Here is a 14,219-nt window from a genome sequence, read left to right as displayed (position 1 = left end):
CTGTGTACCCGTCGTCCCCGTCACTCAGGGTTGTCCGCGAGCGACCTCGCCGCCCGGGCGCTGTGGGCGAGCGCGGTGCGGGCGTGAGCGGGCGACGCGCCCGCGAGACCGCACGACGGGGTGATCGCGACGGACTCGGCGAGAGTCCCCGGATTCAGCCCCAGCCTGCTCCACAGCGTCCTGACTCCCATGACGCTACCGCCCGGGTCCGACAATCCCTCCGAAGCCGCGTCCGTGGAGGGCACCACGCCGAGGAAGAGGTGGGTGCCGCCCTCGACGGCTTCCCCGATCGCCTCCTCCTCACGCTCGGTGAGCAGCGAGAAGTCGAACGAGATCCCGTCGGCCCCGGCCCGGCGCAGCAGCGCGAACGGCACCTCGGGGGCGCAGGAGTGGACGAGCGTCGTGCCGTCCTCGCCCGCCGCGGCGAGGACGTCGCGCAGGGTCGCCTCGACGATCTGGCGGTCGACGGCGCGGTAGGTGCGGTAGCCGCTGGCGGAGCGGACCCGGCCCAGCAGGACGGCGGTCAGGGAGGGTTCGTCCAGTTGCAGGACGACCTCGGCCCCGGGCATCCGGCGGCGGACCTCCGCGAGGTGGGCGCGGAGCCCTTCGGCCAGGGATCCGGCCAGGTCGCGGCAGGCGCCGGGGTCGGCCAGCATGGCCTCGCCGCCGCGCAGTTCCAGTGCCGCGGCCAGCGTCCAGGGGCCCACGGCCTGGACCTTGAGCAGGCCCTCGTACCCCTGGGTGAACTCCTCCAGTGCGTCCAGGTCCTCGCCCAGCCAGGAGCGGGCGCGGCGGGTGTCACGGCCGGGCCGGTCGCCGATCCGCCAGCCGCTCGGCTCGACGTGCCCGTACATCTCGACGAGCATGCCGATCGTCCGGCCGATCATGTCGGCGCCCGGCCCGCGCGCGGGCAGTTCCGCCAGGTACGGCATGCCCTGGCCGTCGGCGAAGGAGCCGGTGACGGTCTTCGCCGCCTCCCTCGCGTCTCCCCCGGGCATCGACCCGATGCCGGTCGCCGGACACCCGCTGAACTTGCTCTTCTCGCTCACGCGGGAAGCCTACGGTCCGGTGCGGGGGCCCTGCTCCCCGGGACCGTCAGCGGCCGGGGCGGACGGTGAGGTCGTTGACCTCGGCGTCGCGCGGCAGGTCGATCGCCATCAGGATCGTGGTGGCCACCGACTCGGGGTCGATCCAGCGGGACGCGTCGTACTCCTTGCCCTCCTGCTGGTGCACCTTGGCCTGCATGGGGCTGGCGGTGCGGCCCGGGTAGACGGTGGTGACGCGCACCCCGTTGCCGTGCTCCTCGTGGCGCAGCGAGTCGGCGAGCGCCTTGAGGCCGTGCTTGCTCGCGGCGTACGCGCTCCAGCCGGCGTGGGCGGCGAGCCCTGCCCCGGAGTTCACGAACAGGACCTGTCCCTGGGAGACGCGGAGCTGCGGGAGCAGGAGGCGGGTGATCTCGGCAGGCGCGATCAGGTTGGCGTTGAGCTGGAAGTGCCAGGCCTTGGGAGTGAGCTCGCCGACTTCGCCGAGCTCGACGACGCCCGCGATGTGCAGCAGGGTGTCGATCCGCTCGGGCATGGACTGCTGGCCGAACGCCCAGGACAGCCGGTCGGGGTTGCCGAGGTCGCCGACGAGCGTGCGCGCGCCCGGGTAGCGGTCGGCGAACTCCTTGGCGCGGCCGGCGTCGCGGGCGAGCAGGACGACGTCGTCGCCGCGCTCCTGGAGACGGCGGGCGACAGCGGCCCCGATGCCGGAACCGGCGCCGGTGATGAGGTGGGTAGACATGGGGCGATCCTAGGACCGCCCCTCCCCGCCGGTGACCGGCGGACTCGTCACGGGTGCTCTGACCGGCGCTCCTGACCGGTGCTCCTCACTGGTGGCCGGCGGACTCCTCCAGGTAGGCGAGCGCGCCGACGCCGTCCTTGGCGAAGAAGACCAGGTCGGTCAGGGGGAGGGGCAGGAAGCCCTCGTCCTCCATGCGCTGGAACTGCTGGCGCAGCCCGTCGTAGAAGCCCGCCGTGTTCAGCAGGACGACCGGCTTGGTGTGCTTGCCGTGCTTCTTCAGCTCCAGGATCTCGGTGGCCTCGTCGAGCGTCCCGGTCCCGCCGACCATGATCACGACGGCGTCGGCCTTCTCCAGGAGGAGCGCCTTGCGCTCCGCGAGGTCGCGGGCGATCACCATCTCGTCGGCGTTCGTGCGGGCCTTCGCGGCGAGGAAGTCGACCGAGACGCCCACGAGCCGCCCGCCCGCCGCCTGCACGCCGTCCGCGACGACCTTCATCAGCCCGCTCTCCGATCCGCCCCAGACGAGGGTGTGCCCGCCTCTGCCGAGCAGCTCGGCGAACTCCCGGGCGGGCACGGTGTAGCGGTCGTCGAGGTCGGCGGCGGAGAGGAAGACGCAGATGTTCATGCGCCAACCGTACGACCCGCCTCGGACACCTCCTCGGACACCTCGGACACCCGTTGTGGGGAAGGTTGGGCGTACGGGGAAGAACACGGCCCCGTACACCGCTGAAACAGGCATGACTGCCACCCGAGGACATCGCATCACCGTCGAGCAGGGCACCGAGCACGTCCGGGCGGTACACGACGGACAGGTGCTGGCCGAGAGCCGCCGCCCGCTCGTGCTCCGCGAGACCGGCTGTCCGGTCCGCTACTACCTGCCGCCCGAGGACGTCCGCACCGACCTGCTCGCCCCGTCGGACACCTCCACCCACTGCCCGTTCAAGGGGGACGCCTCCTACTGGTCCCGCCCCGGGGCCGCCGATCTCGTCTGGGCCTACCCGGACCCGAAGCCCGAAGTCGCCGCGATCAAGGACCACTTCTGCTTCTACGCGGCGGAAACCGTGGCCGACTGACCCGCGCCACGGGCTCCGGAAAGTTTTCTCCGCCGGAACGATGAGTTTTCCTGACCGCCCCGGTCTGCACTCCCATGGACAGGATTCTCTCCGCCGACGGCACGCCGATCGCCTACCGACGCCAGGGCGACGGCCCGCCGCTGGTGCTGGTCGGCGGGGCACTGAGCGCCTCGGCCGCCGACGCGCCGCTGGCCGCCCTGCTCGCGCCGCGCTTCACGGTGCTCACCTACGACCGCCGGGGCCGGGGCGCCAGCGGTGACGCCGGGCCCTGGTCCGTGGCGCGGGAGGCCGAGGACCTGGCCGCCGTCGTCGGGGCCGCCGGGGCGGGCGCGTCGGTCTTCGGGATGTCGTCGGGCGGGGCGCTGGCCCTGGAGGCGGTCGCCGCCGGGCTGCCGGTGGAGCTGCTCGCCGTGTACGAGCCGCCCTACACGCCCGGCGCGTCGGGTCTGCTGTTCAAGGCCCGCTGCACGGCCCGGCTGCACCGGCTGCTGGCGGCCGGGGACCGGGGCGGCGCGGTGGAGCTGTTCCTGTCCATGACGGGCGTCGCGGAGGAGACGGCCGCCCGGATGCGGCGCACCACGCTGTGGGCGGAGCTGGAGGCGATGGCGCACACCCTGGCGTACGACGACGCCCTGCTGGGCGACGGGGCGGTCCCGGTCGAGCGGTTCGCGGCCGTCGCCGCCCGGACGCTGGTGATCTGCGGCGGCTTCAGCAGCGCCCCGGCGCGCGCGGCGACCCGGACGCTGGCCGACGCCCTGCCGCGCGGCCGGCACCGCACGCTCACGGGCCAGATGCGTGAGGTGGCGCCCCAGGTGATCGCCCCGGTGCTGGCGGACTTCTTCGCCAGGGACGTGTACGCGTACCGGCAGGCGTCGTAGACCCTCCCCCGCGCCGGCCTGCCGCCGCGGGGCTGCCCTCCGCCCGGTCCGGTCGGAGGGCCCCCGGCTCAGCCGCCCGTCGCCACCCGCTCGCGGCGGGACGTCGTGGCGATGGTGGCCGAGCCGACCACGCGCGTGCCGTCGTACAGGACGACCGCCTGGCCGGGGGCCACGCCCCGGACCGGCTCGGTGAAGGTGACGTTCAGCTCGGAGCCGTCGACCAGCTCGGCCGTGACCTCGGTCTCGCCGCCGTGGGCGCGGAGCTGGGCGGTGTACGTTCCCGGGCCGGAGGGCGGCGTTCCGCACCAGCGGGGCTTGATCGCGGTCAGCGAGGTCACGTCGAGGGCCTCGACGGGGCCGACGGTGACGGTGTTGTTCACCGGGGAGATGTCGAGCACGTAGCGCGGCTTGCCGTCGGGGGCCGGGTGGCCGATCTTCAGGCCCTTGCGCTGGCCGATGGTGAAGCCGAACGCGCCCTCGTGGGTGCCCAGCTTCGTGCCGGACTCGTCGAGGATGTCGCCCTCGGCCGGGCCGCCGAGGCGGTCCGCCAGGAAGCCCTGGGTGTCGCCGTCGGCGATGAAGCAGATGTCGTGGCTGTCGGGCTTCTTGGCGACGGCCAGGCCCCGGCGCTCGGCCTCGGCGCGGATCTCGTCCTTGGTGGTGAGGGTGTCGCCGAGCGGGAACATGGCGTGGGCGAGCTGCTTCTCGTCCAGGACGCCGAGCACATAGCTCTGGTCCTTGGCCATGTCGGAGGCGCGGTGCAGCTCGCGGCTGCCGTCCTCGGTGAGCACGACGGTGGCGTAGTGGCCGGTGCACACGGCGTCGAAGCCGAGGGCGAGGGCCTTGTCGAGCAGCGCGGCGAACTTGATCTTCTCGTTGCAGCGCAGGCAGGGGTTGGGCGTGCGCCCGGCCTCGTACTCCGCGACGAAGTCCTCGACGACGTCCTCGCGGAAGCGCTCCGCCAGGTCCCAGACGTAGAACGGGATACCGATGACGTCGGCCGCGCGGCGGGCGTCCCGGGAGTCCTCGATGGTGCAACAGCCGCGCGCCCCGGTCCGGAAGGACTGGGGATTCGCGGACAGGGCGAGGTGGACACCGGTCACGTCGTGGCCCGCCTCGGCGGCACGGGCCGCGGCGACGGCGGAGTCCACGCCGCCCGACATCGCGGCGAGGACACGCAGGGGGCGCTGGGAAGTCTGAGTCATAGCTCCTCCAGGGTACGGGTCGCCGGGAACCGAACGCTCGCGGATATGCGTTGACGCTCACATGGGGAACAACGGGAGCACCCGGGGTGCGCGAAAGCCTTCGGGAAAGTCTTCGGGCTCGTCTTCGCGGAGGAAGCCCGCGAATGCGCGGAAGAAGTCCGCGGACGGCGTCAGCCGGCGCGCTCTGCTGATCGGCGGCGGGGCGGTGGCGGCCGCCGGCACCGCCGCCGTGCTCGCGCGCGACAAGGTCAAGCGCCTGTGGTGGCAGGTGCCCGGGGTCGAGAAGCCCCGGAAGCCGGGCGAGCTGGACTACGCGGGCGCGACCTGGGTGGCCGCGTCGGAGGCGAACTGGCGGCGCGCGGACCGGCCGGACGACTTCACCGTCGACCGGGTGATCATCCATGTCACGCAGGGCAGTTTCGCCAGCGCGGTGAAGGTGTTCCAGGACCCCGCCCACCAGGCCGCGACGCACTACATCGTGGGTCAGGACGGGCGGGTGGTGCAGATGATCCGCGAGCTGGACGTGGCGTACCAGGCGGGCAACCGCGCGTACAACGAACGCGGCGTCGGCATCGAGCACGAGGGGTTCGTGGACCGGCCGAAGGACCTTACGAAGGCGATGTACGAGTCCTCGGCGCGGCTCACGGCGTCGATCTGCGCGCGGCACGGCATACCCGTCGACCGGGAGCACGTCATCGGGCACGTGGAGGTGCCGGGCACCGACCACACGGACCCGGGCCCGCACTGGGACTGGGACCGCTACATGGAGCTGGTACGCCGGGCCGCGACGGCGCCCCCCGGCCCCTCCCCCACGCCGTCGGCGAAGGCGTGACGGCCCCTCCCTCCTCCCCGGCCGGGCTCAGCTGAGCCCGGCGGTCCTCGCGCGCTCCACCGCCGGGCCGATCGCCTCGGCCAGCGCCTTCACGTCGTCCTCGGTCGAGGTGTGGCCGAGCGAGAAGCGCAGGGTGCCCCGGGCCAGGTCCGGATCGGTGCCGGTGGCGAGCAGGACGTGGCTGGGCTGGGCGATCCCGGCGGTGCAGGCGGAGCCGGTGGAGCACTCGATGCCCTGGGCGTCCAGCAGCAGCAGGAGGGAGTCGCCCTCGCAGCCCGGGAAGCTGAAGTGGGCGTTGGCCGGGAGGCGTCCGGCCGGATCCGGGTCGCCGCCGAGCACGGCGTCCGGCACGGCCCGGCGCACGGCGGCCACGAGGTCGTCGCGCAGGGAGCCCACGCGCCGGGCGAACTGCTCGCGCCGCTCGGCCGCCAGCCGTCCGGCGACCGCGAAGGAGGCGACGGCGGGCACGTCCAGGGTGCCGGAGCGCACGTGCCGCTCCTGGCCGCCGCCGTGCAGGACGGGTACGGGGGTGTGGTCGCGGCCCAGCAGCAGCGCGCCGATGCCGAAGGGGCCGCCGATCTTGTGCCCGCTGACCGTCATCGCGGCCAGTCCGGAGCGGGCGAAGTCGACCTCCAGCTGACCGAAGGCCTGGACCGCGTCGGCGTGCATGGGGATGGAGAACTCCGCCGCCACCGCGGCCAGTTCGCGGACCGGCATGATGGTGCCGATCTCGTTGTTGGCCCACATCACGGTGATCATCGCGACGTCGTCGGGGTCGCGGAGGATCGCCTCGCGCAGGTCCTCGGGGTGGACCCGGCCGTGGCGGTCCACCGGGAGGTAGTCGACGGTCGCGCCCTCGTGCTCCGCGAGCCAGTCGACGGCGTCCAGGACCGCGTGGTGCTCCACGGGACCGGCGAGGACCCGGGTGCGGCGGGGGTCGGCGTCGCGTCGGGACCAGTAGAGGCCCTTCACGGCGAGGTTGTCGGCCTCCGTGCCACCGGAGGTGAGGACCACCTCGCTGGGGCGTGCGCCGAGGGCGTCGGCGAGGGCTTCTCTGGACTCCTCGACGGTACGGCGGGCCCGGCGTCCGGCGGCGTGCAGTGAGGACGCGTTGCCGGTGGCGGAGAGCTGGGCGGTCATCGCCCCGATCGCTTCGGGAAGCATCGGGGTGGTCGCGGCGTGGTCGAGGTAAGCCATGGTGGGGCCGATTCTACGAGCCCGGCGCGGGACGCATGCCGGGCGCGTCACGGCCCGGCCCCCGCGCCCACCCCCGCACACCCCCGCACCCGTCCCCGCACACCTCCGCGCGAACGGCTCATGAGGCCGGGTGGCGGCTGCGCGGCGGCCCCGTCAGCCGCCGAAGTTCCAGGCGATCGTGCCGTTGCCGGTGACGAGGACGGCGAGCACGACGAGGTCGGCGACGCCCAGGGCGAGGCCGAGCAGGGCGCGTCCCCGGCGGCGGGTGCGGCGGGCCAGGGCCAGCAGGGCCATCACGATCGCGGTGGGCCCGAGCAGGAGGTTGAAGACCAGCAGCCCGACGAGGCCGAGGACGAACGAGGCGACGGCCGGCCCGTCCGCCTCCCGGCCCGTGGACCGGGAGGCCGCCGCGTCCGTACCCGCGACGGGGACGGGGTCGAGGTCCCGTGCGGTGCCTGCGGAACCCGATGCGGCGTCGGCACCGGCGCCGGAATCGGAAGCGGTCGCGCGGCGGGCGAGGTCGGTGAGGGTCATGGTGCGAGCTCCTTCGGATCGGTCCGGGAAACGGCGGCTCGGCGGGTGCGGGTGCGGTCGCGGCGGCGGGCGGTCAGTGGTCGCGGCGCGACGCGCGCTCGCGTACGGCGAAGATCAGCAGCCAGCAGCCGATCACGGTCGCGGCGGCCAGGGTCAGCGGCAGCGGGATGTGGGCGACCGTCCCGAGGACGATGCCCAGCAGAAGCAGCGCGACGACGAGGACGAGCACGGCGGAACCTCTCTGTGCGACGGCGCACACCGTCCGGCGGCCGTGGGGAAGCCCTTCGGGAGCCGCCGGGCGGCCACGGGGAAACCGTTGGGAGTACGAGTGTTCACTGACTTGGAAGTCTAAACCCCGGACCCCTTCCCCGACTCGGAGAACGGTTGTTTACTGAATGGCATGAGTCACACCCCCGCCGGAGTCCGCCAGACCCAGAAGCTGAGGACGCGCCAGGCCCTCCTGGACGCGGCGCTCGCGCTGCTGGAGCACCAGAGCCTGAGCAGCCTGGGCCTGCGGGAGGTGACCCGGGCCGCCGGAGTCACCCCGACGGCCTTCTACCGGCACTTCGAGGACACCGCCGCGCTCGGCGTCGCCCTGGTCGAGGAGACCCTGGGCAGCCTGCACGGGCTGATCGGCGCGGTGCTCGCGGAGACGGGCGACAGCGAGGAACGGCTGGACCGCAGCGTGGAGGTGATAGCGCGTCATGTCGGCGCGCAGCCCGCCCACTTCCGGTTCATCGCCCGTGAGCAGCACGGCGGTGTGGGACCGGTGCGCGTGGCCATCGCCGCCCAACTGCGGAGATTCGCGCAGGAGGTGGCGCTCGCGCTGCGCGAGGAGCCGGGGTCCTCCGGGTGGAGCACGGAGGACCTGCTGATGCTGGGCGGCCTCTATGTGGACCACATGGTGATCACCGCCTCGGCCCTGCTGGAGGCGGGTCCGGCGGGTGAGCGGGAGGTCGTGCGGGTGGCCCGGCGCCGGCTGCGGCTGGTCTCGATCGGCCGCGAGCACTGGCTGGACGAGGGGTGACCGCACCCTTTCCCGACCGCCCGGGACCGCCGCCGGCCGCCCCCGACCGCCCTTGCCGGCCCTTGACCCTCCCGTAACAGGAGGCTCTACGGTCCCCGGGTATGAAGATCGTCGTCCATGACACCGCCGCCGCCCACCTCGACCTCCTGCGCCGCCCCGTGGCCCGGCGACCCGACGCCCTGCGCGAGATGCTCGCCCCGTTGCAGGAGGTGATGTCCCGGGTGGGGGTCGGCGACCTGGTCGAGACGCACCGCGCGGGCAGCGGGTTCCCGCTCGACCGGGACGACCCGCGCCTGCCGGAGGCCCTGGAGCGGATGCGGGAGGCCCGGGTGTGGGAGCGGATCGAGGGCTCCCTCGCCGCCGCGCGGGAACGGCTGGGCGCGGCCGCGCCCGGCGCCCGGACCGCCGGCACCGTGCACGTGGTCCTGGTGCTCGGCGACCCGGACGACCCGATGATGCGCCTCAACCAGGGCTACTTCGGCCTCGGCGGCATCCCGGGCGCGATCCTGCTGATGATGTGGCCCACCGCGACCAGCCTCGCCAAGATCGGGCACGCCGCCGCCCACGAGCTGCACCACAACGTCCGCTACGCCAACGTGGACTGGGACCCGATGGCGGTCACGGTCGGCGAGCAGGTCGTGGCCGAAGGGCTGGCAGAGGCCTTCGTGCGGGAGCTGGCGGGCGAGGACGCCATGGGCCCCTGGGCGACCTCGCTGTCCGGCGCGGAGCTGGACGACGCGTGCGCGAAGGTGGCGGCCGGGATCGACGTGGCGGGCATGCGGAACCTGTCCCCGTACGTGTTCGGCGACCGCACCGCCCTCCGGCTGGGGCAGGAGCCGGTCGGACTGCCGGACTTCGCCGGATACGCGGCCGGGCTGCGCTTCGCCGACGCCCACCTCGCGGCCTCCGGGCTGACCGCCGCGGCGAGCGTCGCGCTGCCCGCGCGCGAGGTCCTCGGGAACGCGGGCGTGCCGACCCGCGCATGACCCGGCCCGGGGGCCCGCGTCACCGGTTCCGGGAGACTGGTCCGATGAGGAGCGAGGACCGACACCCCGGGGAACCGCCCGCCGACGGCCTGACCGTGGGGCGGACGGCCGGGCTCGTCGGGGTCAGCGTGAAGACGCTGCACCACTGGGACACCATCGGCCTGGTGCGGCCGGGCGGGCGCACGAGGGCCGGATACCGGGTGTACGGGGACGACGACGTCGCCCGGCTGCACCGGGTCCTCGTCTACCGGGAGATCGGCATCCCGCTCGCCGCGATCGGGCGGCTCCTGGACGACCCGGAGGTCGACGCGCGCGAGCATCTGCACCGGCAGCGGGGGCAGCTCGCGGAGCGGATCTCCCGGCTGGAGCGGATGGTGGGCGCGGTGGACCGCATGCTGCTGGAGTCGAAGCCGGGCATCCGGCTGACGCCCGAGGAGCAGGTGGAGATCTTCGGGGCCGACTGGGAGCCCGCCCGCACCGAGGAGGCCGAGGAGCGCTGGGGCGACACCGCCCAGTGGGCGCAGTACGCGGAGCGGGCGGCGCGCATGAGCCGCGAGGACTGGAAGGACGTGGCGGCGGTCGCCGAGGCCCTGTCGGCCGACCTCGCCACCGCCTACCGCACGGGCGTCGCTCCCGGGTCGGGGGTCGCGGACGCCCTCGCGGAGCGGCACCGCGCGCAGATCTCGACGTACTTCGACTGCACCTACGCCATGCAGGTCTGCATCGGCCGGACGTATGTCACCGACCCCGGCTACGTCGCGCACTACGACGCGATCGCGCCGGGACTCGGCGGCTGGCTGTGCGAGGTGATCGCCGCGAACGCCGCGGCCCACGGCGTCGATCCGGAGTCCGCGGTCTGGGAGTGACGGGGCCTCAGGCGGTGCGCGGGGCCTTGGCCAGCTGGCGGGACTGGGCGACGAGGCGGTCGGCGCTGTCCCAGACCTCCGCGTCCTCCTCCAGGAAGCCGCCCGCGAGGTTGCGGGTGGTGATGGAGACGCGCAGCGGGCCCGGCGCGGGGCGGCAGCGGATGTGGGTGGTCAGCTCGACGGTGGGGGTCCAGCCGGCCAGGCCCAGCTCGAACGAGGTCGGCGGCAGGGCGTCCACGGTGAGCAGCAGCGACAGCGGGTCGGGGTCGCGGCCGTCGGCCAGGCCGAACCAGCCGCGCATCTCGCCCTTGCCGGACGGGGCTCCGACGGCCCAGCCGACGGTGGCCGGGTCGAGCTTGATGTCCAGGCGGTCGGTGATGGCGGAGCTGCCGGGAATTCTGGGCGCACCGTCGCTCGGGCCCAGGCAGTGGTCCCGGTCCGGCATGGCGGGCGGCAGGGCCGTCGTGCGGACGTCGTCGGGGAGCGTGTCCAGGTCGCCGTAGGTGGCCAGGACCCGGATGCGCTCGATCTCGCTGCCGTCCTCGGCGTACTGGAAGAGCGAGGCCTGGCCCGTGGAGAGGGTGCGGCCGGTGCGGACGATCTGGGTGCGCACGACGGCGGGTCCGGGCACGGAGGCGGTGAGGTAGTGCGCCGAGACCGAGAACGGGTCGGGGTGCGGCAGGGCGTCGCCCAGCGCCCGGCCGAGCAGTGCCAGCAGATAGCCGCCGTTGACGGCTTGGATGATGGTCCAGCCCGCGGAGAGTTCGGCGTCGTAGACGCCTTCCTCGCGCAGGGTGACCGCGGTGTCCCGGTCGAACTCGCTGTCGCCGATGGTTGCCCGTGCGGTCTGCGCCGCCTCAGTCGCTGCCTGTGCCATGGCATGCACGGTACATGGGTCCCGCTACTGAGCGGTAGCTTTTTTGAGAGCCGCACGCTACGTGGCCGCCGAACCCTCCTCGGCGCGTGCGGAGGAGCGGTTGTACGCGCGGGGCGCGCGCCAGTGGAAGCGCAGCGCCAGCAGCCGCAGCGCGAACGCGGCGATCACCGCCAGCCCGCTGGTCAGGGCGTTGAGGGTGTCGAAGCGGATGCAGAGGACGACCATGGTCGCGCCGACGATCGCGGGCACCGCGTACAGGTCGCGGTCCCAGCGCAGCAGGGAGGGCACCTCGTTGGCCAGCACGTCGCGCAGCACACCGCCGCCGACCGCGGTGGCCAGGCCCAGCGCCGCCGAAGCGGTGAGCCCGAGGCCGTACTCGTACGCCTTGACCGTGCCGGTCACACAGAACAGGCCGAGCCCCGCCGCGTCGAAGACGTTGACGCCGACCTGGATGCGCTCCACGTGCGGGTGGAGGAAGAAGACCAGGACGGCGGCGACCAGCGGGGTGGTGAAGTAGCCGAGGTCGGTGAAGGCGGCGGGCGGGATCGCGCCGATCATCACATCACGGAACAGCCCTCCGCCCAGCGCTGTCACCTCCGCGAGAACCGCGATGCCGAAGACATCGAAGTTCTTGCGGACGGCGAGCAGGGCGCCCGAGATCGCGAAGACGAAGATCCCGACGAGATCGAGCGCGTGCTGGACGGAGGGCGTGAACAGTTCGGTGAGCACCGGGCAATTGTGCCGGTGTCGGACGCTCCCTCAAGCCTTCGGGCTGTCCTCCGTCTGTTGCGTGGCGTCCGCCGCCTTCTCCGTGGCGTCCGCCGCCTTCCCCGCGTCGGCCTGGGCCGGTACGGTCGCGGGCTCCTTCGCGGGAGCCTCGGTGGCGGTCCCGCTCTCCGCGGTCTCCACCGCTTCGGCCGCCACCGTCTCCGTGGCGGTGACCGCCTCGATGCCCGTGGCCAGGGTCTGCTTCACCGTCCCGGCCTCGATCTGGGCCGTGAAGTGGCAGGCCACCTTGTGCCCGTCGCCGGTGTCCAGCAGCGGCGGGCGTTCCGTGGCGCACTTGGTCTCCTGCACCCACGGGCAGCGGGTGTGGAACCGGCAGCCGGTCGGCGGGTTCGCCGGCGAGGGCAGGTCGCCGTGGAGCAGGATCCGCTCGCGGCGGTCCTCGACCTCGGGGTCGGGCACCGGGACCGCCGACATCAGCGCCTTGGTGTACGGGTGCCGGGGCCCCGCGTACAGCGCGTCGCTCGGGGCCTCCTCGACGAGCCCGCCGAGGTACATCACCCCGATGACGTCCGAGATGTGCCGGACCACGGCGAGGTCGTGCGCGATGACCAGGTAGGTCAGGCCGAGGGACTCCTGGAGCTCCTCCAGCAGGTTGATCACCTGCGCCTGGACCGAGACGTCCAGCGCGGACACCGGCTCGTCGCAGATGATCACGTCCGGCTCCAGCACCAGCGCGCGGGCGATGCCGATGCGCTGGCGCTGGCCGCCGGAGAACTCGTGCGGGTAGCGGGACATCGCGTTGGACGGCAGGCCGACCTTGGCGAGGATGTCCTCGATCTTCTTCCGGCGCTCCGCCGCGTTCTTCCCGATGCCGTGGGCGGCCATGCCCTCGGCGAGGATGGACTCGATGTTCTGCCGGGGGTTGAGGCTGCCCAGCGGGTCCTGGAAGACCATCTGGAGGCGGCGGCGGAAGGCCCGCATCTCCTCGGAGGGCAGCTTCGCCAGGTCGGTGCCGTCGAAGACGACCCCGCCCTCGGTGATGTCGTTCAGCCGCAGGACCGCGCGGCCGAGCGTCGTCTTGCCGCAGCCCGACTCACCGACGAGCCCGTACGTCTGGCCGGCCTCGACGCTCAGCGAGACGCCGTCGACCGCGTAGACGTGGCCCACCGTACGGTCGAAGAAGAGGCCCTTCTTGACCGGGAAGTGGACTTTGACGCCGTCCAGTTCGAGAAGGCTCATGCCGGGACCTCCGCCTTGGGCAGGACCGGGTTGACGCAGCGCACCTGGTGTCCGGCCGTGCGTGGTTCGGTCAGTTCGGGAGTACCGGTGAGGCACTCCATCGTGTAGTGGTCGCACCGCGGTGCGAACGCGCAGCCGTCGGCCCAGGCGATCTTGTCGTTGATGGACCCGCGGATCGGGTGCAACGGCTCGCCGCGCGGCGCGTCCAGCCGCGGGATGGAGCCGAGCAGCCCGTGCGCGTACGGGTGGGTGGGGTGGGCGAACAGCTCGCGGCGGCCCGCCGATTCCACCGCCCGTCCCGCGTACAGGACGTTGACCTCGTCGCAGAGGCCGGCGACGACACCGAGGTCGTGCGTGATCATCAGCAGGGCGGTGCCCTCCTGGTCGACCAGTTCCTTCAGGAGTTCCAGGATCTGCGCCTGGATGGTCACGTCCAGGGCGGTCGTCGGCTCGTCGGCGATCAGGAGCCGGGGGGCGCAGGCGACCGCCATGGCGATCAGCGCCCGCTGGCGCATACCGCCGGAGAGCTGGTGCGGATACTCCTTGAGCCGCCGGTCCGGGTCGGGGATGCCGACCCGGTCGAGCAGGGAAGCGGCTTCCTTGCGGGCCTTCTCGCCCTTCAGCCCGCGGTGGCGCTGGAGGATCTCGGTGACCTGGATCCCGATGGGGACGACCGGGTTCAGCGAGGAGAGCGGGTCCTGGAAGATCATCGCGAGCTGGCTGCCGCGCAGGTCGCGCAGCGTGCGCTCGTTCATGGTCAGCAGGTTCCGACCGTCGAACTCGGCACGGCCGCCGACGCGCACGCCCTTGCGGGGCAGCAGGCCCATCAGGGCGAGCGAGGTGACGGACTTGCCGCAGCCCGACTCGCCGACCAGGCCCACGACCTGGCCCTGGTCGACCTCGAAGGAGACACCGTCCACGGCCGTGGCGTCCTTGCGGCCGCGGGCGGTGAAGGTGACGCTGAGTTCCTCAACGGAGAGCAGTGACATGG

The 14,219-nt window shown here is 73.3% G+C and carries 17 protein-coding genes; 6 read left to right on the top strand and 11 right to left on the bottom strand.

The genetic code is table 11. The annotated features are described in order from the left end of the window. Nucleotides 1-20: 20 nt before the first annotated feature. The 3 genes from OG245_RS27270 to OG245_RS27260 form a co-directional block, all read right to left on the bottom strand. The gene (locus OG245_RS27270; protein ID WP_371626058.1) at nucleotides 21-1,049 is read right to left on the bottom strand and encodes a methionine synthase; all 1,029 of its coding nucleotides are present in this window, start codon (nucleotides 1,047-1,049) and stop codon (nucleotides 21-23) included. A gap of 46 nt (nucleotides 1,050-1,095) precedes the next feature. Continuing rightward, the gene (locus tag OG245_RS27265; RefSeq protein ID WP_371626057.1) at nucleotides 1,096-1,785 is read right to left on the bottom strand and encodes an SDR family oxidoreductase; all 690 of its coding nucleotides are present in this window, start codon (nucleotides 1,783-1,785) and stop codon (nucleotides 1,096-1,098) included. Nucleotides 1,786-1,870: 85 nt separating this feature from the next. After that, nucleotides 1,871-2,410: a TIGR00730 family Rossman fold protein gene (locus tag OG245_RS27260; RefSeq protein ID WP_097867363.1), complete on the bottom strand. Its 540-nt coding sequence runs from the start codon at nucleotides 2,408-2,410 to the stop codon at nucleotides 1,871-1,873. A gap of 112 nt (nucleotides 2,411-2,522) precedes the next feature. On the opposite strand from OG245_RS27260, the gene OG245_RS27255 reads away from it, so the two are divergent. After that, nucleotides 2,523-2,858 (top strand): DUF427 domain-containing protein, encoded by a 336-nt coding sequence (locus tag OG245_RS27255; protein WP_371626056.1) that lies wholly within the window; start codon nucleotides 2,523-2,525, stop codon nucleotides 2,856-2,858. Between the two features lie 74 nt (nucleotides 2,859-2,932). Beyond that, nucleotides 2,933-3,736: an alpha/beta fold hydrolase gene (locus tag OG245_RS27250; RefSeq protein WP_371626055.1), complete on the top strand. Its 804-nt coding sequence runs from the start codon at nucleotides 2,933-2,935 to the stop codon at nucleotides 3,734-3,736. A 68-nt stretch (nucleotides 3,737-3,804) separates the two neighbouring features. Here the strand turns inward: OG245_RS27250 and mnmA are convergent, their stop codons facing one another. Then, nucleotides 3,805-4,941, bottom strand: coding sequence for a tRNA 2-thiouridine(34) synthase MnmA (gene mnmA / locus OG245_RS27245; protein ID WP_215103203.1), 1,137 nt, complete (start codon nucleotides 4,939-4,941; stop codon nucleotides 3,805-3,807). A 61-nt stretch (nucleotides 4,942-5,002) separates the two neighbouring features. On the opposite strand from mnmA, the gene OG245_RS27240 reads away from it, so the two are divergent. Next, a complete protein-coding gene (locus OG245_RS27240) occupies nucleotides 5,003-5,773 on the top strand; it encodes an N-acetylmuramoyl-L-alanine amidase (protein WP_371626054.1) in 771 nt (256 codons plus the stop codon). Nucleotides 5,774-5,800: 27 nt separating this feature from the next. Here the strand turns inward: OG245_RS27240 and OG245_RS27235 are convergent, their stop codons facing one another. From OG245_RS27235 to OG245_RS27225, 3 genes are all read right to left on the bottom strand, one after another. Next, nucleotides 5,801-6,970, bottom strand: coding sequence for a cysteine desulfurase family protein (locus OG245_RS27235; RefSeq protein ID WP_371626053.1), 1,170 nt, complete (start codon nucleotides 6,968-6,970; stop codon nucleotides 5,801-5,803). 153 nt (nucleotides 6,971-7,123) lie between these two features. After that, nucleotides 7,124-7,504, bottom strand: a complete 381-nt coding sequence (locus OG245_RS27230; RefSeq protein ID WP_371626052.1) for a DUF4190 domain-containing protein — start codon at nucleotides 7,502-7,504, stop codon at nucleotides 7,124-7,126. Nucleotides 7,505-7,577: 73 nt separating this feature from the next. After that, complete coding sequence (locus OG245_RS27225; protein ID WP_371626051.1) at nucleotides 7,578-7,733, bottom strand: hypothetical protein; 156 nt, start codon at nucleotides 7,731-7,733, stop codon at nucleotides 7,578-7,580. 171 nt (nucleotides 7,734-7,904) lie between these two features. On the opposite strand from OG245_RS27225, the gene OG245_RS27220 reads away from it, so the two are divergent. The 3 genes from OG245_RS27220 to OG245_RS27210 all read left to right on the top strand — a co-directional run bounded on the left by OG245_RS27220 (nucleotide 7,905) and on the right by OG245_RS27210 (nucleotide 10,383). Then, on the top strand, nucleotides 7,905-8,531 hold the full coding sequence (locus OG245_RS27220; RefSeq protein ID WP_371626050.1) for a TetR family transcriptional regulator: 627 nt from the start codon (nucleotides 7,905-7,907) through the stop codon (nucleotides 8,529-8,531). A 101-nt stretch (nucleotides 8,532-8,632) separates the two neighbouring features. Continuing rightward, nucleotides 8,633-9,517: a DUF2268 domain-containing protein gene (locus tag OG245_RS27215; RefSeq protein WP_371626049.1), complete on the top strand. Its 885-nt coding sequence runs from the start codon at nucleotides 8,633-8,635 to the stop codon at nucleotides 9,515-9,517. A 44-nt stretch (nucleotides 9,518-9,561) separates the two neighbouring features. Beyond that, nucleotides 9,562-10,383, top strand: coding sequence for a MerR family transcriptional regulator (locus OG245_RS27210; RefSeq protein ID WP_371626048.1), 822 nt, complete (start codon nucleotides 9,562-9,564; stop codon nucleotides 10,381-10,383). A 7-nt stretch (nucleotides 10,384-10,390) separates the two neighbouring features. Here the strand turns inward: OG245_RS27210 and OG245_RS27205 are convergent, their stop codons facing one another. The 4 genes from OG245_RS27205 to OG245_RS27190 are packed head-to-tail and all read right to left on the bottom strand — an operon-like array spanning nucleotide 10,391 to nucleotide 14,217. Next, nucleotides 10,391-11,260, bottom strand: coding sequence for a thioesterase family protein (locus OG245_RS27205; RefSeq protein ID WP_371626047.1), 870 nt, complete (start codon nucleotides 11,258-11,260; stop codon nucleotides 10,391-10,393). A gap of 57 nt (nucleotides 11,261-11,317) precedes the next feature. Continuing rightward, nucleotides 11,318-11,989, bottom strand: coding sequence for a trimeric intracellular cation channel family protein (locus OG245_RS27200; RefSeq protein WP_371626046.1), 672 nt, complete (start codon nucleotides 11,987-11,989; stop codon nucleotides 11,318-11,320). A gap of 30 nt (nucleotides 11,990-12,019) precedes the next feature. Next, entirely contained in the window at nucleotides 12,020-13,228 is a 1,209-nt protein-coding gene (locus OG245_RS27195; RefSeq protein ID WP_371626045.1) for an ABC transporter ATP-binding protein, read from the bottom strand. Beyond that, nucleotides 13,225-14,217, bottom strand: a complete 993-nt coding sequence (locus OG245_RS27190) for an ABC transporter ATP-binding protein (protein WP_371626044.1) — start codon at nucleotides 14,215-14,217, stop codon at nucleotides 13,225-13,227. The genes OG245_RS27195 and OG245_RS27190 overlap by 4 nt, the downstream gene beginning before the upstream one ends. Nucleotides 14,218-14,219 lie beyond the last annotated feature (2 nt).

The organism is Streptomyces sp. NBC_01116, from assembly GCF_041435495.1.
Taxonomy (GTDB): domain Bacteria; phylum Actinomycetota; class Actinomycetes; order Streptomycetales; family Streptomycetaceae; genus Streptomyces.
This window is presented reverse-complemented; position numbering and strand designations above follow the sequence as displayed.

Bases quoted from the DNA above. Each gene is read 5' to 3' on its own strand.
- OG245_RS27250 (WP_371626055.1), top strand. From the start codon at position 2,933: ATGGACAGGATTCTCTCCGCCGACGGCACGCCGATCGCCTACCGACGC.
- OG245_RS27255 (WP_371626056.1), top strand. From the start codon at position 2,523: ATGACTGCCACCCGAGGACATCGCATCACCGTCGAGCAGGGCACCGAG.
- OG245_RS27240 (WP_371626054.1), top strand. From the start codon at position 5,003: ATGGGGAACAACGGGAGCACCCGGGGTGCGCGAAAGCCTTCGGGAAAG.
- OG245_RS27190 (WP_371626044.1), bottom strand. From the start codon at position 14,217: ATGTCACTGCTCTCCGTTGAGGAACTCAGCGTCACCTTCACCGCCCGC.
- OG245_RS27260 (WP_097867363.1), bottom strand. From the start codon at position 2,410: ATGAACATCTGCGTCTTCCTCTCCGCCGCCGACCTCGACGACCGCTAC.
- OG245_RS27230 (WP_371626052.1), bottom strand. From the start codon at position 7,504: ATGACCCTCACCGACCTCGCCCGCCGCGCGACCGCTTCCGATTCCGGC.
- OG245_RS27210 (WP_371626048.1), top strand. From the start codon at position 9,562: ATGAGGAGCGAGGACCGACACCCCGGGGAACCGCCCGCCGACGGCCTG.
- OG245_RS27195 (WP_371626045.1), bottom strand. From the start codon at position 13,228: ATGAGCCTTCTCGAACTGGACGGCGTCAAAGTCCACTTCCCGGTCAAG.
- OG245_RS27235 (WP_371626053.1), bottom strand. From the start codon at position 6,970: ATGGCTTACCTCGACCACGCCGCGACCACCCCGATGCTTCCCGAAGCG.
- mnmA (WP_215103203.1), bottom strand. From the start codon at position 4,941: ATGACTCAGACTTCCCAGCGCCCCCTGCGTGTCCTCGCCGCGATGTCG.
- OG245_RS27215 (WP_371626049.1), top strand. From the start codon at position 8,633: ATGAAGATCGTCGTCCATGACACCGCCGCCGCCCACCTCGACCTCCTG.
- OG245_RS27205 (WP_371626047.1), bottom strand. From the start codon at position 11,260: ATGGCACAGGCAGCGACTGAGGCGGCGCAGACCGCACGGGCAACCATC.
- OG245_RS27220 (WP_371626050.1), top strand. From the start codon at position 7,905: ATGAGTCACACCCCCGCCGGAGTCCGCCAGACCCAGAAGCTGAGGACG.
- OG245_RS27265 (WP_371626057.1), bottom strand. From the start codon at position 1,785: ATGTCTACCCACCTCATCACCGGCGCCGGTTCCGGCATCGGGGCCGCT.